At 59.4% G+C, this 25,994-nt stretch carries 22 protein-coding genes; 14 read left to right on the top strand and 8 right to left on the bottom strand.

What is annotated here, in order from left to right; all coding sequences use genetic code 11:
- Positions 1 to 273 precede the first annotated feature (273 nt).
- The 5 genes from JNN07_20875 (at position 274) to JNN07_20855 (ending at position 6,423) form a co-directional block, all read left to right on the top strand.
- Positions 274 to 819: a TIGR00645 family protein gene (locus tag JNN07_20875; protein ID MBL9170201.1), complete on the top strand. Its 546-nt coding sequence runs from the start codon at positions 274 to 276 to the stop codon at positions 817 to 819.
- A 590-nt stretch (positions 820 to 1,409) separates the two neighbouring features.
- Positions 1,410 to 2,165 carry a hypothetical protein gene (locus JNN07_20870; GenBank protein ID MBL9170200.1) on the top strand — a complete coding sequence of 252 codons (756 nt, stop codon included), beginning with the start codon at positions 1,410 to 1,412 and terminating at the stop codon, positions 2,163 to 2,165.
- A gap of 445 nt (positions 2,166 to 2,610) precedes the next feature.
- Complete coding sequence (locus JNN07_20865; protein MBL9170199.1) at positions 2,611 to 4,149, top strand: Do family serine endopeptidase; 1,539 nt, start codon at positions 2,611 to 2,613, stop codon at positions 4,147 to 4,149.
- A 119-nt stretch (positions 4,150 to 4,268) separates the two neighbouring features.
- Positions 4,269 to 4,943 (top strand): response regulator transcription factor, encoded by a 675-nt coding sequence (locus JNN07_20860; protein ID MBL9170198.1) that lies wholly within the window; start codon positions 4,269 to 4,271, stop codon positions 4,941 to 4,943.
- Positions 4,924 to 6,423 (top strand): HAMP domain-containing histidine kinase, encoded by a 1,500-nt coding sequence (locus JNN07_20855; protein ID MBL9170197.1) that lies wholly within the window; start codon positions 4,924 to 4,926, stop codon positions 6,421 to 6,423. Before JNN07_20860 ends, JNN07_20855 begins: the two co-directional genes overlap by 20 nt.
- 27 nt (positions 6,424 to 6,450) lie before the next feature.
- Here the strand turns inward: JNN07_20855 and JNN07_20850 are convergent, their stop codons facing one another.
- Entirely contained in the window at positions 6,451 to 7,641 is a 1,191-nt protein-coding gene (locus JNN07_20850) for a deoxyguanosinetriphosphate triphosphohydrolase (protein ID MBL9170196.1), read from the bottom strand.
- A gap of 5 nt (positions 7,642 to 7,646) precedes the next feature.
- Positions 7,647 to 8,873 carry a 4-hydroxy-3-methylbut-2-enyl diphosphate reductase gene (locus tag JNN07_20845; GenBank protein ID MBL9170195.1) on the bottom strand — a complete coding sequence of 409 codons (1,227 nt, stop codon included), beginning with the start codon at positions 8,871 to 8,873 and terminating at the stop codon, positions 7,647 to 7,649.
- 283 nt (positions 8,874 to 9,156) lie between these two features.
- Here JNN07_20845 and ilvN point away from each other — a divergent pair, with 283 nt between their 5' ends.
- The 3 genes from ilvN to JNN07_20830 all read left to right on the top strand — a co-directional run bounded on the left by ilvN (position 9,157) and on the right by JNN07_20830 (position 11,888).
- Positions 9,157 to 9,630 (top strand): acetolactate synthase small subunit, encoded by a 474-nt coding sequence (gene ilvN / locus JNN07_20840; GenBank protein ID MBL9170194.1) that lies wholly within the window; start codon positions 9,157 to 9,159, stop codon positions 9,628 to 9,630.
- Between the two features lie 55 nt (positions 9,631 to 9,685).
- A complete protein-coding gene (gene ilvC, locus JNN07_20835; protein ID MBL9170193.1) occupies positions 9,686 to 10,711 on the top strand; it encodes a ketol-acid reductoisomerase in 1,026 nt (341 codons plus the stop codon).
- A gap of 187 nt (positions 10,712 to 10,898) precedes the next feature.
- Positions 10,899 to 11,888, top strand: a complete 990-nt coding sequence (locus JNN07_20830) for a hypothetical protein (GenBank protein MBL9170192.1) — start codon at positions 10,899 to 10,901, stop codon at positions 11,886 to 11,888.
- A gap of 16 nt (positions 11,889 to 11,904) precedes the next feature.
- Here JNN07_20830 and lipA read toward each other — a convergent pair whose 3' ends face one another.
- The 3 genes from lipA to JNN07_20815 form a co-directional block, all read right to left on the bottom strand.
- Positions 11,905 to 12,792: a lipoyl synthase gene (lipA, locus tag JNN07_20825; GenBank protein ID MBL9170191.1), complete on the bottom strand. Its 888-nt coding sequence runs from the start codon at positions 12,790 to 12,792 to the stop codon at positions 11,905 to 11,907.
- 104 nt (positions 12,793 to 12,896) lie between these two features.
- Positions 12,897 to 13,370: a 6,7-dimethyl-8-ribityllumazine synthase gene (gene ribH, locus JNN07_20820; GenBank protein MBL9170190.1), complete on the bottom strand. Its 474-nt coding sequence runs from the start codon at positions 13,368 to 13,370 to the stop codon at positions 12,897 to 12,899.
- An 86-nt stretch (positions 13,371 to 13,456) separates the two neighbouring features.
- Complete coding sequence (locus JNN07_20815) at positions 13,457 to 14,494, bottom strand: TIM barrel protein (protein MBL9170189.1); 1,038 nt, start codon at positions 14,492 to 14,494, stop codon at positions 13,457 to 13,459.
- A 110-nt stretch (positions 14,495 to 14,604) separates the two neighbouring features.
- On the opposite strand from JNN07_20815, the gene aroC reads away from it, so the two are divergent.
- The 5 genes from aroC (at position 14,605) to lpxA (ending at position 20,474) form a co-directional block, all read left to right on the top strand.
- Positions 14,605 to 15,702 (top strand): chorismate synthase, encoded by a 1,098-nt coding sequence (gene aroC / locus JNN07_20810; protein MBL9170188.1) that lies wholly within the window; start codon positions 14,605 to 14,607, stop codon positions 15,700 to 15,702.
- Between the two features lie 56 nt (positions 15,703 to 15,758).
- On the top strand, positions 15,759 to 16,703 hold the full coding sequence (locus JNN07_20805; GenBank protein ID MBL9170187.1) for a MoxR family ATPase: 945 nt from the start codon (positions 15,759 to 15,761) through the stop codon (positions 16,701 to 16,703).
- Positions 16,704 to 17,050: 347 nt separating this feature from the next.
- Entirely contained in the window at positions 17,051 to 18,232 is a 1,182-nt protein-coding gene (locus JNN07_20800; GenBank protein ID MBL9170186.1) for an aldo/keto reductase, read from the top strand.
- A 56-nt stretch (positions 18,233 to 18,288) separates the two neighbouring features.
- Positions 18,289 to 19,677, top strand: coding sequence for a UDP-3-O-[3-hydroxymyristoyl] N-acetylglucosamine deacetylase (gene lpxC, locus JNN07_20795; GenBank protein MBL9170185.1), 1,389 nt, complete (start codon positions 18,289 to 18,291; stop codon positions 19,675 to 19,677).
- Positions 19,678 to 19,691: 14 nt separating this feature from the next.
- Positions 19,692 to 20,474 carry an acyl-ACP--UDP-N-acetylglucosamine O-acyltransferase gene (gene lpxA, locus JNN07_20790; protein ID MBL9170184.1) on the top strand — a complete coding sequence of 261 codons (783 nt, stop codon included), beginning with the start codon at positions 19,692 to 19,694 and terminating at the stop codon, positions 20,472 to 20,474.
- Between the two features lie 192 nt (positions 20,475 to 20,666).
- Here the strand turns inward: lpxA and JNN07_20785 are convergent, their stop codons facing one another.
- The 3 genes from JNN07_20785 to JNN07_20775 are packed head-to-tail and all read right to left on the bottom strand — an operon-like array spanning position 20,667 to position 23,343.
- Positions 20,667 to 21,437 (bottom strand): ABC transporter permease, encoded by a 771-nt coding sequence (locus JNN07_20785; protein MBL9170183.1) that lies wholly within the window; start codon positions 21,435 to 21,437, stop codon positions 20,667 to 20,669.
- Positions 21,434 to 22,255, bottom strand: a complete 822-nt coding sequence (locus JNN07_20780; GenBank protein ID MBL9170182.1) for an ABC transporter ATP-binding protein — start codon at positions 22,253 to 22,255, stop codon at positions 21,434 to 21,436. Before JNN07_20780 ends, JNN07_20785 begins: the two co-directional genes overlap by 4 nt.
- On the bottom strand, positions 22,252 to 23,343 hold the full coding sequence (locus tag JNN07_20775; protein MBL9170181.1) for an ABC transporter substrate-binding protein: 1,092 nt from the start codon (positions 23,341 to 23,343) through the stop codon (positions 22,252 to 22,254). The genes JNN07_20780 and JNN07_20775 overlap by 4 nt, the downstream gene beginning before the upstream one ends.
- A gap of 394 nt (positions 23,344 to 23,737) precedes the next feature.
- Here JNN07_20775 and JNN07_20770 point away from each other — a divergent pair, with 394 nt between their 5' ends.
- A complete protein-coding gene (locus JNN07_20770) occupies positions 23,738 to 25,984 on the top strand; it encodes an MASE1 domain-containing protein (protein MBL9170180.1) in 2,247 nt (748 codons plus the stop codon).
- The last annotated feature ends 10 nt before the right edge of the window (positions 25,985 to 25,994 follow it).

Raw genomic sequence — 25,994 nt, 5'->3', positions numbered from 1 at the left:
ACCTCGACTCGTCACGGCGGTAGGGCGAAACCCCGTTAAGCTCAGTCCAGGTAGGTGTGCGATTCGAAGTGGGTGAGTTGCAAAGTCGCGAAGGACTCGGCGGCATTATGCCGGGCTTTAAGCCCTCGATGGGGGGATGGTTACCTGGAGTTGTCACCCGCTGAATTCAACTTGAATCTCACGTATTTCAAATCACACTCCCCATCCCATCGCTTCTGGGTATTGCCTTGCTGGCCTGTCACGCTATCCTGCACGGGACTCTGATTTAGATTTATGGATGATGCGCGCAACGCCGGAAGACGGCAGAACACCCTCGGCAACTTTATATTCCTCAGCCGCTGGCTGCAGGCACCGCTCTACCTGGGGCTCATTGTCACCCAAGGAGTCTATGTCTACCGCTTCATGCTGGAGCTGTGGCATCTGGTGCATGACGCCACTTCCTTGGCGGAGACCCAGATCATGCTGGGGGTGTTGGGGCTAATCGACGTCGTCATGATCGCCAACCTGCTGGTGATGGTCATCGTTGGTGGGTATGAGACCTTCGTCTCGCGGCTCAACTTGCAGGGGCATCCGGATCAGCCGGAGTGGCTGTCGCATGTGAATGCCAGCGTCCTGAAGGTCAAGTTGGCGACGGCCTTGATCGGGATCTCGTCCATTCATCTGCTCAAGACGTTTATCGACGTTGAAAAGCACAGCGAGAAAGCTGTCCTGTGGCAGGTGATCATTCATCTGGCCTTTGTCGGCTCGGCCGTTTGCCTGGCGTGGATCGAGCGGATCGTGAATGCCAAGCCCTCGGGAGGGGGCGGGGGCCGGCATTAGAGGGTGGCGGTTTTGAAAGGGTGGGGAAGGTCAGGGGAGAGATCACATCCGGGCGAGAGCAGCTGGATGTTCTCTTCCGGGACAGGTGGGATAGCAATAGAACCCTTCTGAGCGTTACCCTTGGCTTTGAAAAGCTTCGGTCCCTATCCCAACGGGATTGCGCCTCAAAGCCCAGGGTTGAGAGGAACGAACTACCCTGGGAAACCGCCCCATCATCGTGCTTTTCCATCCGTGTTATCCGAGAGATCCGTGGTCACAGTCGGCGTTTCTAGTCTGAACTCCGATCCGCAACCCACCCTGGGGTTGTCCGAGTACGCACAACTCACCCAGGGTAGGCCCTCGTACCTCACGCCAACCCTGGGCTTTGAGGCGGAATCCCTTTGGGATACGGTGCGGCAATCGGGTCCCCAGAACAAAAAAGTGCGAGTGGTGCTCATAGTCCTCTACGGCTTCTTAGGACGTGACGGAGTGTGTAGTTTCTGCTGGCTCGAATCCGCATCCACCCGCAGAGAATCGCACCCGGGAACAGGATCGTTATTGAAACGGTCTCCTCGCAGAGCTATTTTGGTTGCTATGGAGCTGACATTCTTATGATTTGGCTGAAATTCCTGAGAGCGACTTTCACCACACTCCTGATATTGACCTGTGCTGCACGAGGAGTGCCTCCGTGGTATTTGACTCCGGTAGTGCCGGCGAGTCTGGACGAAACAGTCGAAGGGGGTGACAGCACATCAATCCCGTTCGCTTCCTTTGGATTTCCGAATTTTGAGGACTGCGATTCGGCTCGATACCAACAAGTAATCTCCGCGGATGAATTGAGCCGAATCTCATCTGAGACCTATTACATTTGGTCCATGATGTTGAGGGGAGATTCGTGTAACATCGAGGCGACCGAACTACGCAATTTCGCAATACGACTCTCGACGAGCGAACGCCAGCCGGATCAATTATCCGAGGTCTTCAACGAGAATGTGGGGGGCGACCAACTTGAGGTTTTTCGCACCGGCATCAGCGGTCTGCAAGGTGGTGGAACTGGATGCTCCGGCGTGCCGGTTCCGTTTGATGGGAGGAACTGGTATGTTTTCTCCAACGTCTTTCCATTTTCGCCCTCAAAGGGGAATCTCCTAGTCGAATTCGAGTACACGGGCAAACGCTTCTTCGGTCCTAGGGGCATCCTTATGGATGCTCAGACTATTCAGGGGGATGGCACATCACGAGTCTATGGGTGTCCTAGCGATACGGTTACGGCTCAAGTTACCGACACAACGGGGCTCGTTTTCATGTTCCTGATTGTTCGTCCTGAGCTAACGCTGATCGACAAGCCAGCAAGCGTCACGCTCGAGTGAAGTTATCGCCTTCCTTGGTTCCGGCTTCAATTCTCGGAAAAGTTAGGTTCAACCGCAAAGTGGGAGGACTACTTAGGGGCTGTTCAGGAAGAAGACCTCACTTTTCGACGTGCAGCATTGGAAAAGACGGCACTTGGGAAGACTCGTTACTTCCGCCTGTATTCAGAAACTGTTTCTCCGCCGCCCACTGGGTAGAACCAGGGATGCCCCATATGATTACCGGCCTGATAGACGATGAACGAGCCCCCCAGAGTCTCGTGACCTCGCCTCCTACACGGGGAAACTCCCGCGGCCACTCTCGTGGTGCTCAGTTCTGTCCTTTTCCTTATCCCCCTGCGACTTACTTCGTTACAAATCTGTAATCTCCCAGAAAGGGTCTCGACAGATTGCCAGGCCACTCTACTGGAAGATATAACGAACGATTTTTATGGAACAGGACGCAACTATGAAACCAGAACTGACTCTCTCGGTACGATCCAATTGGAGCGCCGTTGGCGGCGCACTTCTCGCCTTGGGCCTGCTGCCCGGGCTGGTGGAAGTGGCCTCGGCGAAAGATAAGGAAAAGGAGGACAAGCGCCCGCCGGTCCGCCTGGAGGCCGACACCACCCCGTTGCAACGGGATGGAAAATTCACCGCGAGCTTTTCCCATGTCGTGAAGAAGGTCAGCCCCAGCGTGGTGAAGGTTTATAGCACCACCAAGGCTAAGGTCATTCCCGGAGGCCGAGGACGAAATCCCTTCGCGGACGATCCGTTGCTGCGACGCTTCTTCGGTGAGGATCCGAGCGCAGGTCCGCAGCGAACCCCGCGCGAGCAGGGGCTGGGGTCGGGTGTCATCGTGACCCGGGATGGTTACATCCTAACCAACAATCACGTCATCGAGGGAGCCGACGAGGTTAAAGTGGCCGTGGGTGCTGACGACCGGGAGTACACCGCCGAAGTGATCGGCCGCGATGAGAAGACCGACATCGCTGTGCTCAAGATCGAGGCCAAGGACCTGGTTCCGATTTCCACCACCGATAGCGACGCAATCGAAGTAGGAGATGTCGTTCTAGCCGTCGGAAACCCCTTCGGGATTGGTCAAACGGTGACCATGGGACTCGTCAGCGCGACCGGGCGGGCCAGTCTCGGCCTCATGTATGAAGACTTCATTCAGACCGATGCTCCCATTAACCCCGGCAACTCGGGGGGTGCATTGATCGACGCGACCGGACGTCTGATCGGTATCAACACTGCAATCCTCAGTCGCACGGGCGGAAACCAGGGCATTGGCTTCGCGGTTCCCATCAACCTGGCTCGCTTTGTGATGGAGAGCATCGTCAAGGATGGCCGTGTCGTGCGCGGCTATATGGGCTTGATTCTGCAGCCGATGACGCCGGCGCTGTCCAAGCAGTTTAAGCTGGAAGGTGTCGGTGGAGCGCTCGTCGCCGAGGTGGCGCCGAACACACCGGCATCGAAGGCCGGACTCCAAGATGGCGATGTGATCATCGAGCTCGACGGCAAACCGGTAAAAGACAGCAAGAGCCTGCGTTTTCAGGTCAGTCAGACCGCTCCCGGGACCAAGATCGTATTGAAGATCGTTCGCGATGGCGAACGCAAGAAGGTGGATATGGTGCTCAAGGAACTGCCTGAGAACCTGACTGCCTCGCGGGATAACAAGAGCGCCGATGGACAGGTGGATGCTCTGGAAGGGGTCACGGTTGCCGACATTGATCGAGCGGCGCGCACCCGCTATGGGATTCCGGCGGACATGAAAGGGGCGATCGTCGTGCAGCTCGATGAGAACTCGGCGTCCGCCGAGGCCGGATTGAAGGTCGGCGATGTCATTCGCGAGATCAACCGCCAGCCCGTGGCCAGCGCCGATGAGGCGGTCGAGCTGAGCGAGCAGATCAAGGAAGACACCGTGCTTTTGCGGGTCTGGACACCCTCGGGTCGGGGGCAGGGTACGAACCGCTACATTGTAGTGCAGGAAGAAGCAAAGAAGTAAGCCAAACGAGAAATCCCACCATGACCGCCCTCCCAGTGCCACTTCCAAGGCATCTCATGGGAGGGCGTCCTATTTCCGCTTTGATTGATGGCTCAGCTTCCCGTTTAATGGACTCAGACATGCGCATTCTGGTGGTCGAGGACGATAAGAAGATTTCGTCATTTGTGGTCAATGGCCTCAAGCAGGCGGGCTTCGCCGTCGACGCCTGCGCGGATGGGGAGGAGGCTTTGATCATGGCGCGGTCGACCCCCTATGACGCGGCGGTGCTGGACCTGATGCTGCCGAAGCTGGACGGCTTGAGCGTGCTTCAGCAAATCCGACGCGAGGGAGTGAGAACTCCGGTGATCATCCTCAGCGCAAAGGCCTCGGTGGATGATCGGATTCGCGGCTTGCAGGCGGGCGGGGACGATTACCTCGCCAAGCCCTTCGCCTTCTCCGAACTGGTGGCTCGAGTGCAGGCACTCATCCGCCGAGCGACTCAAACGACAGAGCCCACTCGATTGACCTGCGCGGATCTGGTGCTGGATTTGTTAAGTCGTGAGGTCACCCGTCAGGGACAGAAGATCGAGCTTCAGACCCGGGAGTTCTCGCTGCTGGAGTATCTCCTGCGAAATCCCGGGCGAGTGGTCACCAAAACCATGATTTTGGAGCATGTCTGGGATTACAGTTTCGATCCGCAGACCAATGTGGTGGACGTGCTCGTTCATCGCCTGCGGACCAAGGTCGATAAAGACTTTGCCGTGAAACTCATTCACACGATTCGAGGAGTGGGGTATGTCCTTAAAAGCGCTTGAGGGGCTCACCCGCACCATCAGCTTTCGCCTGAACCTATGGTACGCCTTTGTGTTCACGGCGAGCGCCGCGGCGCTGTACCTCTTCATGTATCTGCTGCTCTCGAGCGCGATCGAACGCACGGACCGGGAGGTCATTGAGGCTCAGCTGAAGGAGTTTGAGGCGATCTACCAGGCCGGAGGGCCGCGGGCGCTGAAGATGAGGGCTGAAACGACTGCCGATGGGCGGAAAGCTCGGAACTATTTTGTCCGGCTGATTTCGCCGCAGCAGCAATCCATGATCATTTCAGTTCCGCCGGACTGGGTGGAATACGAATCCTCGGAGCTGTTGGTCGGCAACTACCAGGTCCAAGTCAAACGGCCCTACCTTCGAATCCCCAAGGACAACGAGCGCGACCTAACGATCGGCTCCAAGGGGATGTGGGACGGTTACGAGCTGCAAGTGGGGCGCATTACCAATAATCGGGAGATGCTCCTGGAGCCGTTTCGGAAGACGTTTTTCATCGTGATCACTCCCGTACTCGTGCTGGCCCTGGCGGGAGGAGCTCTATTCTCGTATCGTGTGACGCGCCCGATTCGCCAGGTCGTCGCCACCGCCAAGTCCATCATCGACACAGGTCGATTGGATGCTCGCGTGCCGGCGGGTCAGAGCAACGATGAGTTGGCGGAACTTGCCCGACTGTTCAACCACATGCTGGATAAGAACCAGGCGCTGATTCGCGGGATGCGCGAATCCCTGGACAATGTGGCCCACGACTTGCGCACCCCCCTGACTCGACTCCGGGGCATTGCTGAACTGGCTCTGCAGAAACCGGAGGATCCGGCGCACACCACGGAGGCTTTGGCCGACTGCGTGGAGGAGTCAGACCGTGTGCTCACCATGCTGAGAACTCTGCTCGATGTGGCGGAGGCGGAGGCGGGCGTGATGAGGCTGAGCTTGGAGCGCTTCGATGTTTGCTCGCTGCTCGAGGAGGTGATCAGCCTCTACGATTACGTGGCCGAAGAGAAGAGGATCAGGCTGGTTCCAGAGCTGGAGCGTCCCTGCTTTGCCACCATCGATGCCAATCGGATGCGTCAGGTGTTCGGAAATCTCCTGGATAACGCCATCAAATACACCCCGGAAGGAGGAACGGTGACTGTTCGAGCGCGCTCGGAGCAGGGAGCGGTCAGCATCCAATTCCGAGACAACGGAATGGGGATCCCCTTCGAAGAGCAGGAGAAGATTTGGGATCGGTTGTATCGGGGGGACAAGAGTCGATCGCAGCGGGGGCTCGGACTAGGACTGAGTTTAGTCAAGGCGATCGTGCATGCGCATCAGGGAGAGGTCAAAGTGGCCAGCCTGCAGGGGGAGGGCTCGGTCTTCACAGTGCGGCTCGTGGATCGCAGCAAAGCCTTCGACGGGGGGGCTGCTGGTGCGGATTCCACCGGGCAGCGGAACTACCTGCCTCCGACGGGACCAGCGCCCAAATCATTGGCCGGCTGAACACTAAAGTTTCCGCCTGGGCGGGCGTCACTTCGGGAGTGCGCGGCTTACCGGGACCGGCGGGCCGAACAGACGTTCATATTCTTGGAGGACATAACGATCTGTCATGCCCGCGAGGTAATCGCACACCGCGCGATGCCAGCCGATCTTTCGAGCCCGCTTGGCTACGAACTCCCCCAACTCCTTGGGATGCGTCAGGTAGTGTTGAAACATGGCCTTGAGCATGCGCACAGCCCGCATGTTCGGCTCGTGGACCACCGGATTGTAGTAAAGGTTTTGGTAGAGATACTTTCTCAGCTCCAGGTTTCGAGACCGGCGCTCGGGGCTGTACTGAACCAGCGGCACCTTTTGGCGGCGCGCGTCGTCCGCCGAGCGGATACCCACCTCGGCGATGCGAGATTGAGTGGTGTGAACGACATCCTTGACCTGGCCGTCGATAAGGCATCGGATGATGAAATAGCGTCGGCATTCATCCGGTAGCACGCCATGCTGTTTTTTGATCGTGCGGTTGGCCTCTGCCCAGATGCGAACGTTCTTAAGCAGGTGCTTCTCCGAGAGTAGTCCCCAATCGAGACCGTCATCGAGGTCGTGGCTATAATAGGCGATCTCGTCGGCCAGATTGGCGACCTGAGCCTCGAGGGACGATTGATGAAAGGCGGCTACCGCCTTCTGGTCGTTGGAGGGCGGGCGAGACTGGTGCTTGGACAGTCCTTCACGGGTCTCCCAGGTGAGGTTCAAACCCGGAAATCCCGGGTACTTCTGCTCGAGTTCCTCGACCACCCGGAGGCTTTGACGGTTGTGTTCAAACCCGCCATGCCCACGCATGACTGCATTCAGGGATTCCTCACCCTTATGGCCGAAGGGCGAATGGCCGAGGTCGTGCGCTAGAGCGATGGTCTCGGTGAGATCCTCGTTGAGCCGGAGCGCCCGGCTGATGTTGCGGGAGATCCCGGCCACCTCCATGGTGTGGGTCAGTCGGGTTCGCAGGTGATCGCCGGTGCCATTCAGGAACACCTGCGTCTTGTATTCCAATCGGCGGAAGGCGCGGGAATGAATGACCCGGTCGCGATCCCGCTGGAAGTGGGTCCGCCATTCCGGTGGTTCCTCATCATGAACCCGCCCCCTCGTTTCAGCACTCAGCTGGGCAAAGGGAGCTAGAAACTGGCTTTCGCGATGCTCCAGCTCCTCCCGAGTGCACGGCTGGGGGATCGAGGACATCGCCATCACTGGACCACCGGAACCTGGGAGAGCGACGCACCCCGCAGGTCAAAGAGCCGCCGGATCGTATCTTCGATCAGGTTGTTCGGGCACGAAGCGCCGGCGGTCACACCGATCGTGATGGGCCCGGGGGGCAACCAACCTTTGGTCTCGACCTCTGTCTTCTGGTGCAGATCGAAATGGACGATCAGATCGGTGCTCACCATTTTGGCCGCGTTCTTGATGAAGAAGGTCGGCAGGCGCTCTTCGCCCATCTCGGCAAGGTGGGAGGTGTTGGAGGAGTTGTATCCGCCGATCACGATCAACAGGGCGAGCGGTTCGCGCAGCAGCTTCTCCAAGGCATCCTGCCGATCCTGGGTGGCTCCGCAGATGGTGTCAAAGAAGCGAAAGTGCTCCGCGACATTGGCCGGACCGTACTTCGACTCCATGGTGGTTCGGAAGCGTCGCTGCACTTCTTCGGTCTCACCTCGAAGCATGGTGGTTTGGTTCGCCACGCCAACCGCGGTCAGATGAACGTCGGGATCGAACCCGGGCGAATGAGCGCCTTTGAAGCGGGTTAGGAACTCCTGCTTGTCACCGCCTTTGAGAATGTACTGACAAACGTAGTCGGTCTCGGCCAGGTTGTAGACGACCAGGTAGTGTCCCCCCGGTTGGGCCGTGGCCTGACTGCTGGTGGCGAGGGTCTCCTCGTGCCAGGACTTTCCGTGGATGATGCTCGTTACCGACTCCTTGGAGTACTGTCGCACGCGTTTCCACACGCTCATCACGTCACCGCAGGTGGTGTCCACGAACGCGCAGCCGCGGGCCTCAAGCTTGCGCCGGGTGGCGACCTCCGTGCCGAAGGCCGGGATGATGACGATATCCTCGGGGGTGAGTTGGATAATCTCCTCGTCGCTGGGCTTGCTCGCGATGGTCATGATTCCCATGCGACGGATCTGGTCGTTGACCTCCGGGTTGTGGATGATCTCACCCAGCAGCACGATACGTCGATCGGGATAGGCCTTGCGGGCGGCGTAAGCGAGATCGATGGCACGTTCTACCCCGTAGCAAAAGCCGAACTCCTTCGCCAGTCGGATGGTGAGGTCGCCCAGGGTCAGGGTTCCGCCAGCGGCCCGGATGCGCTCAACGAGTTCGCTGCGGTAGTGTGCGACCACCTGAGCTTGCACCTCGGTCATAATGTCCGGGCGTCTCAGGTTCATCTTGGCTGGCGCGGCAGGCGCGGGTAGTGACATATGCAGGGTGGAATCTAGCTGTTCCGGCGCGTGCGTCGAGGTGATTCTGGGAGGGGGGAGGGGGCGCCCCGACACCCACTGAAATTCTAGCATTGACCCCCGACGCTACTCTCATTAGCTTCTGCGCCCGATGATTTTCTTGGCCAACACCGTAGTTCGAGTCGTTGTCGTCGTTGTACGCGACTGACGCGGCTTGGGTGCTTGGTTCCAGAGCTCACAGGCCGCCCGCTGATCCCTGGTGAGGGACGCGGGTTTTTTGATTTGTAGAGAAGAACATAACACTATGCGACACACCATTTCAGTCTTGGTGGAGAATAAGTTCGGCGTGCTGACGCGCGTGGCCGGGCTCTTTAGCGGCCGCGGCTACAACATCGACTCGTTGAACGTAGCTCCGACTCACGATCCCAAGAGTTCCCGTATGACCATCGTGACTCGCGGCGACGATGCGACCGTGGAGCAGATCGTCAAGCAACTCAACAAGCTGGTCAATGTGATCAAGGTCCAGGACTTTCGAGAAGGGGAGTATGTCGACCGCGAACTGGTCCTCATCAAAGTCAAGGTGGAGTCCAAGACACGGGCCGATGTCATGCAGATTGCCGATATCTTCCGCGCCAAGATCGTCGATGTTCAACCCGCCAGCCTCACCATCGAAGTGACGGGTGATGAGAGCAAGATCGAGAAATTCATCGAGCTGATGCAGACCTTCGGCGTGCAGGAACTCACCCGCACCGGCAAGGTCGCCCTGGCTCGGAAGTAACGCGCCGCCTTCGAAAAACCATTTTAACACCAACTCCTAACACTCAATCGAACCCATGCCTGCAAAAGTTTATACCGACAAAGACGCCAACCTGAGCCTGTTCAAGAACAAGACCCTCGCCGTACTCGGCTTTGGATCGCAGGGGCATGCCCATGCGCTGAACCTGAAGGAAAGCGGCTGCAAGGTCATCATCGGGCTCTACGAGGGAAGCAAATCGATCGCGGTCGCCAAGGACAAGGGATTCGAGGTGTATCCCACCGCGGAAGCCGTTCGTCGCGCGGATGTCATCTTTGTGGCGCTTCCCGACACGAAGCAGGCGGCCGCGTACAAGAAGGACATCGCGCCCAACCTGGCCAAAGGCAAGACGCTGCTGTTCTCTCACGGCTTCTCGATTCACTTTAAAACCATCGTTCCGCCGAAGAATGTCGACATCATTCTCGTGGCTCCGAAGGGACCTGGTCATATTGTGCGACGTCAGTTCACCGAGGGCAAAGGTGTGCCCGCGCTCATCGCCATCTACCAAAATGCCAGCAAGCAGGCGAAGAAGACTGCCTTGGCCTGGGCTAAGGGCGTCGGTGGCACTCGCGCCGGTGTGATCGAAACCACGTTCAAGGAAGAGACCGAGACGGATCTTTTCGGTGAGCAGACTGTTCTGTGCGGTGGTGCCAGCGCGCTGGTTCAGGCCGGCTTTGAAGTGCTGGTCGAGGCGGGATACCAGCCCGAGATGGCTTACTTCGAGTGCTTGCACGAGCTGAAGCTGATCGTGGATCTGATGAACGAAGCCGGCATCAGCGGCATGCGTTTCTCGATTTCCGAGACGGCCAAGTGGGGCGACGTCAGCGTGGGACCCAAGATCATCGATGCCAGCGTCAAAAAGCGCATGAAGAAGGCGCTGAAGGACATCCAGACCGGCAAGTTTGCCAAGGGCTGGGTCAAGGAATACGAGACCGGCTACAAGAAGTACAATGCGTTGCTGAAGAAGGGCGAGAAGCACGGCATTGAAAAGGTCGGCGCGCGCCTGCGCAGCATGATGCCGTGGATGCAACGCCGTTCCATCAAGGGCGTTCAAGCGGCTTACTAATCAGCCGATTCATTTATCAGGAGCGGCGGCAGAGGCGACTCTACCGCCGCTTTTTTATGTCAACGGGCAGACAGGACGGCAGGGACCCGGGATTTGCGGTAGCACACAACCGAACTCAAGTGCCGCGCAACCATAGATTCTTATTGGTGTTGGACCGATTATTGTGGGAACCTATAGGAAGAGAATAATGAAGACCTCGCAACAACGGATGCGGAGTTGGGTCCTGGGAGTCTCGGTGCTGGCCATCGGATCGGCGCTCGCGCAGGATCCCGCAGATACACCGGAAGTATCTGGGGACCAAACTGATGCACCTCCGCCCGGCGAGCTGGCTCCGGCCTCACCTTCGGAGCAACCCGCGGACGGTGCTCCCGCGGCCCCTCCCAACGACAACCCGTTCCGTCGGATCGTGGAACGCAACGCGTTTGCTCTGCTTCCTCCCCCGCCTCCGCCGCCTCAGGACGCGCCTCCTCCGCCGCCGCCCCCACCTCCGATCACCGTCAAGCTGACCGGGCTTACCGACCTGAGGGGCAAGAAGAAGGCTTATCTTGTCCTGACCGAACAGGGGCCTAATAAGCAGCCCAAGTATGTGAGCCTCACCGAGGGTGAAGCGACCGACAATGTGGAGGTCTTGACGATCGATATCGGCACCAAGTTTGTGAAGATCAACAACAACGGTCAGTTTACGAACATGACCTTTGCCAAGATCGAGGCTGGCCCCGCCACGCCACCGCCGGGGGGGCTGCCCGGACAGCCCGGGTTTAATCCGCCCGGTGGCCCACGCATTCCAGGGGTACCGCAACCCAACCTCAATGCTCCCAATCCTGCGGCCGTCAATGGTGCTGGAAACGCAGCCTTGGAAAACTCCGGCTCCGTGATTATCGGCGGAGGAGGCGACAACGACGTCGTCCAACGCCCGGGTGGCCGGGGCAGGGTTTTTGTTTCAGACAGTGGCGCGTCCAGCGCTCAGCCGACGAGCTACGGAAACTCCGGAGCGGTCAGCTATAACACCGGCGTAAGCACCTCGGGTGGAGGTATCCCGACGCGCGACACTCGGACCCCAGCGTCTGCCACCGCCCCGACACCACGACCGGACCGACGCGGCATGGTTCCACGCTTTGAAATCCCGCACTTGGAACCTCCGATAGTCCCTACGCGGCAAACGGCTACCGGTCAATAATCGCCGGTGTCCCGCATCAGGTCGCCGGATGAAACTCATCCGCGTGATAGGAACTGCGCACCATCGGGCCGCTGGCCACGTGGACAAAACCCAACGAACGAGCCAGCTCGCCGTATTCTTCGAACTTGGACGGCGGAATAAATTCGACCACCGGCAGGTGTTTGAGGGTGGGCTGGAGATACTGGCCCAGAGTGAGAACATCGCACTGAACCTCGCGCAGGTCCCGCATCGCCTGAATCAGCTCCGGCTCGGTTTCGCCCAAGCCAAGCATGATCCCCGACTTGGTGCTGATCGGGTAGGGGCACCGCTGCTTCACCTTTTCCAAGACACGCAGGGACCGATCGTAGGTCGCCCGGCTGCGCACACTGGGGGTGAGTCGGCGCACGGTTTCCAGATTGTGATTGTAGACCTCCGGTCGCGCGGCCAGGACGGCATCGATCGACGCATCCTTATCGAGAAAATCCGGCACCAGAACTTCGATGACGATGCCGGGGTTGCGCTGGCGGACAGCTTCGATGGTGAGCCGAAAGTGCTCCGCGCCGCCATCGGGGATGTCATCACGAGCCACGGCCGTGATCACCACGTGACGCAGCTTCATCCGCGCGGTGGCCTCGGCCACCCGGGCCGGTTCATCCGCTTCGAGCGCGAGCGGCTTGGCCGTTGAGACGGCGCAGAATCCACAGGCCCGAGTGCAGCGATCCCCCGCGATCATGAAGGTCGCAGTGCCCTTGCTCCAACACTCCCAATGGTTCGGGCATTTGGCGCTTTCGCAGACGGTGTGCAGCTGAAGGTCCTGGAGCAGTCCGCGGGTTTGGGCGAAGGTGTTGTTGGTGGGCAGCTTCGTGCGGAGCCATTCGGGTAAACGAGGGCGCAACGGCACGATTGTTTCGGTGGAACAGCTCATCAGTTCAAAATAGTCCAAGCGGGAACGGAATCGTTTTTCCATCCAGCGGAGTCCATTAAAGCCAGTTCGTGGCAGGAATCAAATAAGGACTTGAGGGGGGGACGCTAACCCACCCGCCGCATGATCTCGGCCATCTGCAGAGCGGTTTGCGCGGCTTCCAGGCCACGGTTGCGTTTGGGGTCCAAGCAGCGTTCGCGGGCTTGCTGCTCGTTCTCGAGGAGTAGAACCTCATGGATGACGGGGATCAAACTCTGAACCTGGATCGAGACCAATGCTTGCGTGACGCTCTCGCCGATGTGCTGGGCGTGAGTGGTGGCGCCCCGAAGGATCACCCCCAGCGCGATGATAGCCGATACCCTCGGGTTGAGACGCCGAGCCAGGGCCGATGCCACCACGGGGATCTCGAATGCTCCCGGCACTCGAATCACTTCGATCTCCGCCACTCCCGCCCGCTTGAGGGTGGCCTCCGCTGCCTTCAGCATGCTGTCCACATAGCGCGCGTTGTAGGTGGAAGCGACGATGGCAAAATGGCCCCCGGCCTTCTTGGACTTACGAAGAGGTTTGATAGTTTGGAGCATAAGAGTGCGGTTTGCCAGGTGCCAGGTGTTAGGTGCCAGGAGAGTCTTCCGAGTCCCCTGGAAACCCACCCCAGGACCGGGCGCCACTAACCCAGCAGATGCTCGATGACCATCTGGTCGAGCGCCTGGTAGTCGCGCTGGGTGATGAGTGCCTGAGCGGCTTTCTCATCGAACGTTTGAACCTTCTCGAGCAGGCGGAGGAAGGTCCGACGGCTGTTGTCCAGATGCGCCAGCCAGTGTTCCACCTTGGTTGTCCGGAACGGATGAACGTCAAAGCAGACATACTCGCCATTCTTGCCAAAGCCATTGCGGTGCAGGACCCGAACCTGATTGAACGCGGAACGCAGGTTGGCGCTGCCGAACGGTTTGTCCTGGTCATACTTGAGCCCGTTCTGGTCGTTCAGATGAACCGACCACAACTTGCCGAAGGACATGGCGAACTCGAATTCGTCGGCCGGGTCCAGCCCCGCCAGGATGCAGTGAGCGCTTTCGATCAGAGCGCCGGTCCGTTTCGGATCGCGCGTCTGGCTCGCGACCGCCAGCACGTGGCCGATGGTGGGCACGTAGGCGTGGTCCATGGGTTCGTTGGGCTTGGGCTCAATCGCCAGGCGGATCTTGCGATCATGAGCCAGCATCTTATCGAAGGCTTCCACCAGCAGTTCCACGCTGCGCAGGCCGTTCTTGGCCTCACGAAGGTAGGTTCCCTCGCGGGCGAGCCACAGCACCAAAAGATCAGTCCCCAGAACTTTGGCGATGTCGATCGACTGGAGCGAGCGGTCGATGGCGTATTGCCGGCACTTCTTGTCGTTGCTGGTGTAGGCGCCATCAATGGTCATGGGGCTGAACCAGAGGCGAGGAGCGACCATCTCGGCGGCGATTCCGGCGTCGTCGAGTCGTTTACGCAGCTGCTTCGCTTCCTTGAGAACCTGGCTGTGGCTCTTGGTGTCGATATCGGGCACCGCGTCGTCGTCGTGGAACATCATGGCATCGAAGCCCAGCTCCTTCAGGGCGCTCAATTTCCAATCGAAGGATTGGGCCGGCCGAGTGGTGGGTCCGTAGGGATCCGCGCCCTCGCTGATGTTCCAAGGACCAAAACAGAAACGATAAGGATGCTTTTTAGCCATAAAGAAAATGTTGGGGGCCGAAAATAGGCTGGGTCCCGGGGGGAATGGAAGAGGAAAGATGATGCCTTTCGGATTGATATCTTCCGAAGGCCTTGAGCACCATAGTGGTCATGGCGAATACGTTCGGTCATTTGTTTCGCATCACCACCTGGGGTGAATCTCACGGGGGCGGTGTTGGGGTGGTGGTGGACGGGTGTCCGCCGGGTATCGAGCTGGCTGAGACCGATATTCAGCCAGACTTGGATCGGCGTCGGCCCGGCCAATCGAAAATCACCACGCCCCGCAAGGAAGCGGATACCGTCCGCATTTTGTCGGGCGTCTTCGAGGGGCTCACCTTGGGCACTCCCATCTCCCTGATGGTGTCGAATACCGATGCCCGCCCGGAAGCCTACAGCGAAATGGCGACCAAGTTTCGCCCCTCGCATGCCGACTACACCTATTTCGCCAAGTACGGCTTGCGGAACTGGCAGGGCGGGGGACGGAGCAGCGCGCGGGAAACGATCGGCCGCGTGGCGGCGGGAGCGATCGCCAAAAAAGTCCTGCAAGAGCGATTCGGGGTCGAGGTCCTGGCTTTCGTGAAACAAGTGCAATCGATCGAAGGAAAGGTCGATGCGGATCGAGTGTCTTTGAAGGAAGTGGAGTCCAACATCGTCCGCTGTCCCGATCCAGCGGCCGCACGGCGGATGATCCGGCTGATCGAAAAGATGAGGTCGGCGGGTGACAGCGTCGGCGGGATAGTGGGGGGCGTCGCCCGCGGAGTCCCTGCGGGATGGGGGAGCCCAGTGTTTGATCGCCTGGAAGCGGATCTGGGCAAAGCCATGTTAAGCCTGCCGGCTTCCAAAGGGTTTGATGTCGGCAGCGGTTTTGATGGCATCGAGCTGACCGGCCGGCAGCACAACGACGCCTTTCGCATGCGCGGGGGGAAGGTCCGAACGGTGACCAACCGGTCAGGAGGCGTCCAGGGGGGGATCTCCAACGGAGAAACCATTTATTTCCGAGTGGCGTTCAAGCCGGTGGCGACCGTAATGCATGAGCAGGACACAGTGGATGTGAAGTATCATAACACCACCCTCAAGGGTCGGGGCCGACATGACCCCTGTGTGCTTCCCCGGGCGGTGCCCATGGTGGAAGCCATGACGGCACTCGTGCTCTTGGACCACGCCCTGCGCCATCGGGCGCAAAACGAATGGCCGAAACGAAAGCGGTGATCGGGTGTCCAATTGAATGAAGTCGGGTGCCGTTGCGGCGGGATTCTAGGTTTTGCATGAATGAGACTCTTCCTCCTCGGGAGGTTTATCAGCGCCTGGTAGGGAACATCGGCCAGGTCATCCATGGGCAGGAGGTGGCCCTGCGCAAACTCTTCGCCTCCTTGTTCACCGGAGGGCATGTGTTGTTGGAGGATTTTCCCGGGACCGGAAAAACCACGTTGGCCAAAGCCTTGGCTCAATCGATCAACACTCGCTTTCGGCGGGTGCAGTTTACTCCGGACCTCCTGCCTTCCGACATTCTAGGAGTCTCGATTTACAACCAGCGGGATCAGGAGTTTCGTTTTCACGAGGGTCCAATTTTCACCAATATCCTGCTGGCAGATGAGATCAACCGAGCCTCCCCGCGAACGCAGTCGGCCCTGCTCGAGGCGATGGCCGAAGGCCAGGTCACCGTAGAGGGCGAGCGTCGCGTGCTGCCGCGACTCTTTTTCGTCATTGCCACGGAGAACCCGGTGGAGTTTCGCGGGACCTATCCACTGCCCGAGGCGCAGATGGACCGCTTCGCGATGAGATTTAGCCTGGGTTACGTAACGGAGGCGCAGGAGGTGGCGATCCTCAGCGCCCAGGAGAAGAGCCATCCGATCGAGACCCTGGGCCCGTGCGTCACGGAGCAACAGGTTTTGGAATTGAAGCAAGCGGTCACCTCCGTTCGGGTCAGCGATGAGCTCAAACACTATGTGGTGCGGTTGACGGCGGCGACGCGCGGGTTGGCAGGGGTGCAGCTCGGAGCGAGCCCGCGAGCATCCATCGCGCTGGTGAAGGCGGCCCAGGCGCTGGCCTTGTTCGACGGCCAAGACTTCGTGACTCCTGATCAGGTGCAAGAAGTGGCGGTTTCGGTGATCGCTCACCGGTTAGTGCTGGAGCAGCAAGCCCGCTTCTCCGGCGGCAGCCCCGAGTCGCTCGTAAAGGACCTCATCAAGAAGGTCCCGGTTCCTTCCTAGCATTCATTCGAAGAAGCGAGCAACCGGTTCATAGGAAGAGGCCGGTGGACGCGACACGCGACCACCGGCCCACCCACCACAGGGAGAACCCACCGCTGTGCCTCTCAGCGGTCTCTGCCTGGGCTCGATCCCTGATTCTCTTCCTATGCGGAAAGTCGCTTGCGCCCTGCCCGGACGCCGGATCCTTCCGACACTTTCCCTTACTGCAAGAGTCTTGCCAACATGCGGAGGGGTGATTCGGGCCCGAGGGGATCGAGCAAGTTAAGTTACCGAGGGCTCTTCCATGGTCCTCTCCTCCCGGAAGATCCTGATTTACTCGCGAATCAGCCTCATGCCATATCTTGCGCATGCGATATCGACGGTTCGGGCGAACTGAACTCCAAATGCCGGTGTTTTCCTGCGGGGGAATGCGCTACCAATACAAGTGGCAGGATGTCCCGCCGCAAGACATCCCTGCGGAGAATCAGGACAACCTGGAAGCCACGGTCCGCCGGGCCCTGGAACTCGGCATCAATCATATTGAAACCGCCCGGGGCTACGGCAGCTCAGAGATGCAGCTCGGTCGGATCCTGCCGACCCTACCTCGCGAATCCCTGATCGTTCAGACCAAGGTCGCTCCGGCTGCTTCGGCGGACGAATTCCTGCGGACCTTCGACAAGTCGATGGCCTATCTCGGCCTTGACTATGTCGATCTCCTGTCCCTCCATGGCATCAACAACCGCGATTTCTTGAAGTGGTCGCTGAAGAAGGGGGGGGGTGTGGATGCGGTTCGGAGTTTGCAGGCCCAGGGCCGGGTTCGGCATCTGGGTTTCTCCACCCACGCCACCCCGGACATCATCACCGAAGCGATTAGTTCCGGAGTATTCGACTACGTCAATCTGCACTGGTACTTTGTAAACGACCTGAACTGGCCGTCCATCGTCGAGGCGCACCGCCGGGACATGGGGGTATTTATCATCAGTCCCAACGACAAGGGGGGCAAGCTTTACGACCCTCCGAAAAAGTTGAGGGAATTATGCGGCTCGCTGACCCCGATGCAGTTCAACGATCTCTACTGTCTGTCGCGTCCTGAAGTGCACACCCTTAGCTGTGGCGCGGCGCGGCCTTCCGATTTCGACGAGCATATCGCGGCATTGCAGCACTATGACTCCCTTCCGGCCATCGTCGGACCGGTTGAGCAGCGGCTTCGGGAGGAGATGCAGCGGGTGCTGGGTGCCGACTGGTGTTCCCGGTGGCCGACGGGTCTTCCCGACTACTTGGCCGTGCCGGGGGAGGTCAACGTGGTGGAAATCCTGCGGCTGTGGACCTACGCCAAATCCTTGGATTTGGTAAGCTGGGGTCGTATGCGCTACAATTTGTTGGGGCAGGCCGATCACTGGTTTCCGGGAGAGAATGTGGCCAAGTTAGACTGGAAGCGGCTTGCCGACAGCCTTACGAACAGCCCATTTGCTGGGAAAATCCCCGAAATCTTGAAAGAAGCCCACCAGATGCTCTTTGATGCCCCCAAGAAGCGCGAAAGCCAGAGTTGAACGGATACTCAATTCGTCCTTGGACATTTTACCCTGATTCCTCTTAAATCCTGCGCGTGTCACAGCAGCAGCAGACACTTAAGCAAAGTGCAACGTATTCGGGTGTCGGTCTCCATAGCGGAAACCGGGTCACGATGACCATACTTCCCAGTCCCCCCAACACGGGCGTTCGTTTTCGACGCACGGATCTGGAGGATAAGCCGGAGGTGGAAGCGCGCGTGGACCATGTCAGCCAGACCAATCGGTCCACCAGCCTCGCCAAGGGCTCGGTGAAGATCCAAACGGTCGAGCATGTGCTGGCGGCACTCGCGGGATACCACATCGACAACGCGGTTATCGAGATCGATGCCAATGAGCCTCCCATCGCCGACGGAAGCGCCCGAGACTACTGTCGGGTGATCCAGCAGGCGGGCATTGTCCCGCAGAGCGAACGGAGAGAGCCCTATAAGATCACCGCGCCTATCGAGTTCAGCCAAGGTGAGACCACCATGGCGATTTTTCCCCATGACGGGTTCCGCATTACCTGCACCAGCGCCGACAAGGCGGGCCGGTTCACTCAGTTCTACACCTTGGAGGTGACTCCCGAGACCTGGCAGGTCGAGCTGGCTCATGCCCGCACTTTCTGCTTCTACGAGGAAATCGAGTACTTGATCAAGAACGGGCTGATTAAGGGCGGCTCGCTCGAGAATGCGGTCGTGATCCGCGAGGATGCGGTGCTCACCACCGAGCCGTTGCGGTATCCGGAAGAGTTCGTCCGCCACAAGATTCTGGACATCATTGGCGATTTGTCACTCGTCGGACGTCCGATTCGCGGTCATGTCATCGCCGTCAAGCCCAGTCACTCGGCCAACTGCGAACTCGCCCGGCTGATCCAAGCGCAGATTCGCAAGCCTTTGCAGGTGGTTCAAACCTTCGCTCCTCCCCCTCCGGCCGAGAAGGAGAAGCCGGTCGCGGCGGCGCCTGCCGCCGCCAGCGCCTCCGGCGGCAAGGAAATGGAAGGCATCATCCGCGATGGAGCCACCCTCGACAACATGCAGGTCATGCAGGTATTGCCGCATCGTTACCCGTTTCTCATGGTCGACAAGGTGACCAAGATCGAGGGAAACCGGGTAGTGGCGGTGAAGAATGTGACCGTCAACGAACCCTATTTCCAAGGGCACTTCCCCGGACATCCCATCATGCCGGGCGTTCTGCAGTTGGAAGCGATCGCCCAGGTCGCGGGCATTTTGATGCTCCGCCAGGCGGAGAACTTTGGGAAGATAGCTTATTTCATGTCCGCCGAGAGCGTCAAATGGCGCAAGCCGGTTCGCCCCGGGGACGTGTTGGTCATTGATGTAGAATTGACCAAGAGCCGGGGAAAGATCGGCAAGGCCAAGGGAACCTGCCTGGTCGACGGAGAAGCGGTCAGCGAGGCTGACGTAACCTTCATGTTGGTGGACCGATGATCGAGGCCATGACCATGACTCGCGCCTGCTCCATTCACCCCCTAGCGATCATTCATCCCGGCGCCTCTCTCGGCGCTGGATGTGAGATCGGACCATTCTGTGTGATCGGGGAGCATGTGGTGTTGGGGGATGGCTGCAAGCTGCACTCTCACGTGGTCATTGATGGCCACACCCAACTCGGGGCCCGCAACGAGATATTTCCTTTTGCCTCGATTGGATTGAAGACCCAGGACCTGAAGTGGAAGGGCGGGATCACTCGAACGGTCATCGGGGACGACAACACGTTCCGTGAGTATGTCACCATCCACAGCGCGACGAGTGACGGCGAGGTGACCAGCGTGGGTTCAGGCAACCACATTCTGGCCTACTGCCACATCGCGCACAACGTGACCTTAGGTGATCGCAACATCATGTCCAATGTCGCGACGCTGGCCGGACATGTGGTGGTCGAGGACCATGCCGTGATCGGTGGGCTGGCGGCGGTGCATCAGTTTTGCCGCATCGGGAGGATGTCGATCATCGGGGGCTGTTCCAAAGTGGTTCAGGATGTGCCTCCGTTCATGATGGCCGATGGAAATCCCGCCGAGACCCGCACCATCAACAAGGTGGGGCTGGAGCGGAATGGGGTAGGGGTAGAGGCTCAGAGTGCCCTCAAGAACGCGTATAAGATTTTGTTTCGGGAAGGTTTGACGATCTCGAACGCCTTAACCCGAATCGAGGCCGAGCTGCCTGCGCTGCCAGAGGTGCTGCACTTGCTGGACTTTGTCCGGAAAAGCGAGCGCGGGATTAGTAAGTAAAACAGCTCCGCACAAGCGGGATGCACAGCCGAACTCACGTCCAGTGGGTGCAAGTCTCACAGGTTCTCCATGAACCAAGTCTCGTCTGTCCTCCCGCACGCAGTGCCTTCTAGCCGCAACCACCGTCGACGCGATGCGATGATGTTTCTGAACTTCACAACTGCCATCCAATCGCGTCGGCGGTGGTTGCGGCTAGCGCTTGGCTGTTCCCCAGCGGCGGTGCATGAAGCGTTCGAAGGGAGAGAACATGATCTTGTCGGCCACGAGGCCGATCAGCACGATCACCAACATGATTCCCGCCACGGCGGCCATGTCGTGCACTTCGCGTCCGTAGTGCAGGAGGAGCCCCAGGCCCACGCCCGTTTTCTGGATGATGATGTAGATCTCCGCCGCCATGAGCGAGCGCCAGGCGAAAGCCCACCCCTGCTTCATCCCGCTCACCACAAACGGCAGCGAGGCCGGGAGTACAACCGCATACCAGGTGTGGAGGCCGGCGCTGCCCATGGTCCGCGCCGCTCGCGCGTAGATGGGTGGGACGCTTTGCACGCCGTCCGAGGTGGCCAGCAAAATCGACCACAGTGACCCCATGAGAACGATGAAGAACATGGAGATCTCATTCTGTCCAAAGGCGATGATGGCCAGCGGAGCCCAGCAGACGCTTGGCAGTGTTTGCAGGCCAAGGGCGATCACTCCGAGCGTGTCTTGGAGAAAGCGAAAACGGGCGTTCAGCAATCCGAGGGGCAGCCCGACCACCAAACTCACAAAATACCCCAGCAGCAGGCGCTTCATGGTGACCCAGCTCCCTTCGAACAGCTCGCCATTGGCGGTGGCATGCACGAGATAACTCAGGACTTCCGAAGGAGCGGGAAAGAGCGGGGAATCCCATACGCGCGTGCGCACCAACGCTTCCACGATCCCGGTGATGGCCAGGAAAATGACGGTGGAGAGAACGATTCGTTTCATTCGTGGACGTGCTCCTGATGCTCGTGAAGCGGGCGGATGTGGCGCTTCAGCGCCTTCATGATCAGCGTCGCGTGGCTCGCCAGATCGACGCTGTTGATATCGCGTGGCCGGGGCAGCTTGATCTCGAATTGCTCCTGCACACGTCCAGGATGCGGGGAGAACAGGATGACTCGGTCTCCGAGGCACACCGCTTCGCGCACATTGTGAGTCACGAAGATGATGGTTTTATTGCGTTTGGTCCAGATGTCCTGGATGTCGCCATACAACTGTTCACGAGTCATGGCGTCCAGGGCGGCGAACGGTTCGTCCATCAGCAACAGCCGAGGGTTGGGTGCCAGGGCGCGTGCGAGGGCGACGCGTTGCTTCATGCCTCCGGAGAGCTCGTGAACATTGGCGTGGGTGAACTTGTCGAGGCCGACGAGGTTGAGATAGAACCGGGCTACATCTTTACGCTCGCTGGCGCTGAGGCTGGGCTTGAGTTTCAACCCGAACAGCACGTTGCCCAACACGTCCAGCCAGGGAAAAAGGGCCGATTCCTGGAACATCATCATCCGCTCGCTTCCGGGGCCGGTGATGACTTTGCCATCGGCGAGAACTTGTCCTTCGTCGGGCATTTCGAGCCCCGCTATGATGTTCAGGAGTGTGGATTTTCCGCATCCGCTGGGGCCCACCAAGCAGACAAACTCGCCCTCGCGAATGTTGAGAGTGATCTCGTCGAGGGCTTTGACCGAACCGCGCTCGGTACGGAAGCTTTTGCTGACCTTGTCGATCACCAGCTTCTCGGGCGGCGCATTAATGAGTTCGTTGGGGACGCTCATTCAGGGATGGGTGTCTGGTTGCGTTTCCGCAGGATCTCGTTCATGGGGGTCAAAGCGTAAATGCGAGAGAAGTCGGAGGCTTTGCGGTAGAAGCCCACCTCATGCATGTCCTGCACGGCTTTGTGAAGCGAGGGTTTGATCGGATCAACCGTAAACTCCAGCCGTGGCCAGGCGGCGTCCATGATCTCCGGTGCAATGCCGCGCTTGGTTTCCGCCTTCAACTCATCGTTCAGCAGCCGTTTGGCCTCCTTCGGGTTCTGCGAGATCCACAGGGTGAGATCGAGATGGGCCTCGAGAAACCTGGTGAGCAGTTGGGCTTGCTCATTCAGAAACCTCACGCTGCTGACCAGGTGGGTGGTGCAGTAACGACCGGAGGTCGCTTTCCACAGGCTGGCCTCCTCAAAAAGCACTCGTCCTTGGGCCTCATGCACCAGGCGGGATACCCACGGCTCGACAGTCCAGACGGCGTCCAACTCGTGCTTCTTGAACAGGGCAAACAGGTCTGCGTTGCCGCTGGGAACCACGAGCAGATCGCCACCAGTCAAGGTGACCTTAAGCCCCTGGGAGATAAGCCAGCTCCGAGCGGCGATGTCCTGGGTGTTCCCCAGCTGCGGCGTGCCCAGTTGCTTCCCTCGCAGATCGGCTGCGGAGCGAATGCCGCTTTCGGGGTGGACGACGAGCGCGGCGCCTCCGCTGCAGGCTCCGGCCACCACGCGAACCTCTTTGCCAGCCGTGCGGGCGTAAGCGTTCAATGTCGGTGACACGCCAACATAACTAAGATCGATCGACCGGCTCAACAAGGCCTCCATGGCGCTCGGACCCGCATTGTAGGCATACCATTCGAGCTGGACGCCCTCGCCCAAACGCGGTTCGAACCACGGCTTTGCCTCTCGAGCCATGGCGCGGGCGATCAGCGCCTGCGCGTGGGTGATGTTGGGAAAATGGCCAATGCGGATCACCTGAACCGGCGGTGCGGCCGGCGAAGTCAGAGGCCACGCGACGAGCTGAAATATAACTATCAGCCAGCGAAAACCAACGGCCCAATCCAGGCCCACCACTCTAGCCGCACGAGTACAATGGCACCACATGGGGAGGAACCGGTTCCTGCCCCAACAACAAAGCGGCGTTTCATCGTTTACCGTCGGCTTCAAGGTGTAAACCCTACTGAAGCACTAGACAAACCGACAAGGGGAAAAGCCAGGCCGGCTCATTTTGGGGGGGTGAATAGTTCCGGGTGAGGGTGGCGCTTTGCCCAGGAGATTCCCAGCTCTGCTGTGGGGCAGCGGATCCGATGAGCCCGTTCATTCCTCGAGCAACGATCTCGCATCCTCCCCCTAAGAATCACCGTCGCGACAATTGCCTTGTCTCGATGGGAAGCCGGCCTAAACTCGACGCTGGTCCTCAGCGCATGCAACCACCTGAACCTATTAGTTTATGGACTTGGGCTCGCACCAAGTTTGAGAGGCTGTCAGTGGGAATGGGATGGAACAATACAACCAGGAAGGATTCCAGAGCCGCTGGTTTCAAGGAGGAATTAACATGGAACAGAGCGCGAGGTATGTAGGCATCAGGTGGAGTGGCTTGACGGTGCTATGCCTGATGGCAGCGGGTCTCTCGGGTCAGGCGCTTCAATCTTCTTGGGGTGGCGGCTTAGCCTGGCGTCCGGAAGCAGGCGTCTTGGCGGGACTTCTCCTCATGGCTGAACCGCGCTGGGCGCTCTGGATCATGGGAGCGGCCTTGCCCTGTGGATTCCTCCTGCAGCAACTCGCGGTCCCCACTTCGCCTGCCTGGGTGACCGTCTTGAGTGTGCTCATTCGGGTGGCTACGGCTGGTTTGGGCGTTCGCTGCTTCCGTCGAAACGCCAGCGTCCCGGCTCGATTTGACCGGCTGCGCGAACTGTACTGCCTGATCCTGTTTCTGAGCGTCGGAGCCGCAGGTTTGGGAGCGCTGGCCGAGACTTTCTTGACCGTACGCGGGGCGGGTTTGATCTCCTATTGGATGCAGTGCTGGGGGCGCGAGGCGCTGGGCTATCTCACACTGACCCCGGCTGTGGTGTGTGCAGCAGGCCTTTTGGAACAGGGAGCAAATCGTTGGAATTGGAGAAAAGTCGGTCTGACGTGGGTGCTGCTGCTGCTCACCGGCGGGTCTGCCTGGTTTGCCTTTCGCGCCTCCGCTCCCGATGCGCTGCGGTCGTTCCCGCTGGCCTATCTCCCGCTTCCTGCGTTGGTTTGGGCGGCGCTGCGCTTCGGACCCGGCGGGGCAGCCTCGACCTCGATCCTCCTCGCTGCGGTGATGTTCCTCAGTTTGCCTCGCGTGGGGGCTCTTGGTCCTTCGCGTTCGGCGGATGTGGCCCGACAGGTGGCCTGGGTCCAATTATACCTGCTGATCAGCTCGGGAATGGCATTGTTGCTGGCAGTGACCATTCGAGAACGAGAAAAAGCCGTGGCGGCGTTAGAGGAGAGCCAACGGCGGAGTCGCGCGCTAGCGGAGAACCTGCGTCAGACCGAGCATGATGTTCAGAAAACCGAGGATCTCTACCGGCGGGCGATCGCGGCGGCCAATGCCGTTCCTTATCTCCGCGACTACCGCACCGACCGCTTCGTGTTCATGGGGGACGGCATTCGTGAACTCACGGGCTACCCGGCGGCGGAAATGACAGTTGAGCTGTGGAGCACTCTGACGCTCGAGAGCCTAATGCGCGGGGAAACGGCCGGGCTCAGCTACGAGGAGGCCGTTCGACGCACTCGCGCGGGGGAGTTTCGACATTGGCAGAGTGACAGCCTCATCGTCACGCGCGAGGAGGAGCACCGCTGGATCTCCGATTCTTCGGTGGAGATTCTGGATAAGGAGGGGGTGCCCATAGGCTCGATCGGTATCCTGATGGACGTGACCGAACGCAAAAAGGCGGAGGATGCCGTCCGTCGGATCAACGTGGGTCTCGAGGGCCGGATCGCCGAACGGACGGCGGAACTGGAACTCGCGATCCGAGATCTGGAGGCGTTTACCTATTCAGTCAGCCATGATCTGCGCGCTCCGCTGCGAGCAATCGAGGGTTTTTCGAGAATCTTGCAGGAGGATCACGGATCCACCCTCACACCAGAGGCACTTGGCCTGCTTGCGCGTGTGCGGTTTGCGGCGGTGAAGATGGATTTGCTGATCAGTAACCTGCTCAGCTTTTCCCGTCTCAACCGCCAGCCTATGTCGAGACATCAGACCGACGTCAACACACTGGTGCGAGAGGCTTTCCAGGAGCTGAGGCTGGAGCAACAGGGACGCACTGTGCGCATCGAGCACCACGATCTACCCTCCTGTCATGGCGACCCGGACCTGCTCCGACAAGTCTGGCTCAACCTCATTTCCAATTCGTTGAAATACACCCGCAAGCGGGAGATCGCCGAGATTCAGGTTGGATTCGTGGAGGAAAACCAGGAGACCGTCTACTTCGTGCGGGACAATGGCGCCGGCTTCGACATGGCCTACTCGGACAAGCTATTTGGCGTCTTTCAGCGACTCCACCATGCGGAGGACTACGAAGGAATTGGGGTTGGCCTGGCGGTCGCACAACGCATCATTCGCCGGCATGGGGGGCGGATGTGGGCCCGCTCCGCGGTCAATGAAGGCGCCACCTTTTCCTTCACGGTGCCGTCTCGGCTTCCGAACAGTTCCCTCGGAGCCCGATCGACGTCTCAGATCTCAACCGACAACGAACCCTCCAGCCATCCAGCCTGAGAATTGGCCT

It is taken from the genome of Verrucomicrobiales bacterium (genome assembly GCA_016793885.1).
Classification (GTDB): Bacteria; Verrucomicrobiota; Verrucomicrobiia; order Limisphaerales; family UBA11320; genus UBA11320.
Note: the sequence above shows the minus strand (reverse complement) of the source record. Positions and strands in the feature narration are given on the sequence as shown.